The organism is Streptomyces sp. NPDC024632, assembly GCF_055559175.1.
The window spans coordinates 1-2,017 of record NZ_JBVHLD010000044.1 but is presented as its reverse complement, the minus strand read 5'-3'; the positions used below and the strand labels follow the sequence as shown (position 1 = coordinate 2,017).

Annotated in this window: 1 protein-coding gene and 1 pseudogene; one reads left to right on the top strand and one right to left on the bottom strand. The window is 68.3% G+C overall.

Features of this window, described 5'->3' with window-relative positions:
• Window positions 1-93 precede the first annotated feature (93 nt).
• Window positions 94-647, bottom strand: a pseudogene (locus ACZ37P_RS38460) (IS110 family transposase); the annotation flags it as partial.
• Between the two features lie 478 nt (window positions 648-1,125).
• Between ACZ37P_RS38460 and ACZ37P_RS38455 the strand changes: the two are divergent.
• Window positions 1,126-1,653: a hypothetical protein gene (locus ACZ37P_RS38455; RefSeq protein ID WP_401308838.1), complete on the top strand. Its 528-nt coding sequence runs from the start codon at window positions 1,126-1,128 to the stop codon at window positions 1,651-1,653.
• The last annotated feature ends 364 nt before the right edge of the window (window positions 1,654-2,017 follow it).

Genomic DNA, 2,017 nt, shown 5'->3' with positions numbered 1-2,017 from the left:
TGAGTTCATCGCTCGGAATGCGGCCTTCTTCGCGCGCACGGAGCGGCGCGTGGTGAGCTACTGGTCGTGCTACTACCGCTGGAAGTACCAAGCTTGGTCGGCGCCACGAACGCCGCGATTCCGCAACCAGCTCGCCAGCGGTTTCGTGCCCAGGGGACGCAGGGCGGCCGGGGTCTGATAGCCGGTCAGAAGCGTCAATGGCCCGGCGTCAATGAGGTCCAGGACCCGGTCCAGCGCGGGAAAGATGCCGGTCAGGTGGATGTGGAGGCGGTTGACGGTGCGGGTGCGGTCGCCGACCAGGTCCGAGTGGTGGGCTGTGAGGAGCTTGAGGTCGGTAGCGGTCTCGTCGCCGGTCCGCAGGACCTGCAGGTCCCGGCGGATGCGGGTCCGGTCTGCGGTCACCGCCGCGTCCTTGGCATCAGTCTTGTCCTCGCCGCGGTAGCCCTCGGAGGCACGGTTGATGGCCCGTCCGGAGATGCAGAAGGCGCGCTGGCCGTGGTTGAGGAGCACCGCGATTACCAGGGCAGCCCGCCGTCGGCGAGGTCGATGCCCCGCGTCACCTCGTCGCCCAAGTCCAGGACGTCGGCGGGGAGATGGAGTAGCTCCGGCTCATCCTTGGCGACCCGTCGAGACAGCAGCCGGCGGCCACGCGGTTCCTCCGTGCGTCGGGCTGTGCGGACGTACCACGGAAGACCTCGCTGTCGATTCCCTACGGAGCGACCGTGCGCATCTCCTAATTGGCAGCCGAGTCGTCGTGGGGTGTCGTGTGGCCAATCCATGGCAGCCACAAGCGGCAGAAGTTTGAAGCCACACCCGACACCCCTGGGCGGGCCAACCATACGAAGGGCTGGCCCGGACCCGTGCCACAACGTAGGGAAGTTCGATCGGCGACGTCCGGGCAACAGGTCTCGGATGCGGGTGACGTGTACGTACATGTTCCGTATGTAGAAGCGGACTGGGTCACCGCCGAAGATCTCCATTGTCCGGCCGTCGAACGGGTAGCACCTGGTGCCGACCGTGATGATCACCTCGGGGTGACTGCTCGTAGACGATGGCCGCGCCGGACAGGCTGCACATGTGGATAGGCCGTCGGCCGATGTCAGTGGGGTGGGTTCTACTGGGGTCATGAGCGAGAACACGGGTGAGAGTGCCTTCGGTGAGGACGAGGACGCCGCGTTCTTCGACCGGCTCCGCCGGTGGCAGGCGCGTTACGGCGACGGCGCCATGGTCGGGCCTATGCCCCGGTGGTGGCCCTGGCCGCTGGAAGAGGTCACCTTCGACGACGGCGACCCGGACAGCGGGCTGATCGTTATCGGCCTCGAACCGGTGCTGGCGCCGCGGCACAGTGCCGCCGAGGCCGGGCGGCCGTACGCGAAGCTGGCACGCCAGCCCGCGGGCGAGCCGCCCTACCGCTTCGGCTGGGCCGGCCTGGCCTGGGGGCTTCCGCCGCTCACTGAGGAGGAGGCCGCAGAGCTGGAAGCGGAGCCGCTGGACCCGGTGGTCGCGTACAGCTGGCACGAAGCCGACTGGCAGTGGCACTTGTTCACGAACGGAGGGCAGCGGCGGCTGACCGCCGCCGAAGTGACCCGTATTCGCGAGAATCTGGACCACGATCACCGGTTCCCGCCGGGCTTCTCCTCTTTCCGGCTCTGACGCTTCCAGCGATGCAGCTGTCGCCGCTGAGCGCCACCGCGACCGGCACGTGTGTGTCAGCCCGGTGCCCGACTCCTGACTGGTCCGGCATCGACATTGACCCGCGTCTGCCGCCGCCGTTCACCCCGCTCGGCCGCCGCCCGGCCTGGTACACCCCTCCGACCGTCGCCCACGCGCACGAACTGATCTGCCAGTTCGCGGTGCCAGGAGCGCAGCACGCCGTCGGCAGCCGCCGCAGACCTCGTTTTCTGCCCGCTGGGCGTGCACGGCTAGGCCGTTTCGTTCGGATCATCTGATCGTTGGTCCGGGTGTGCCGTTAAGCGACGCGCAGTGGGCGCGAATCGAGCCGTTGTTGCCGGACCGG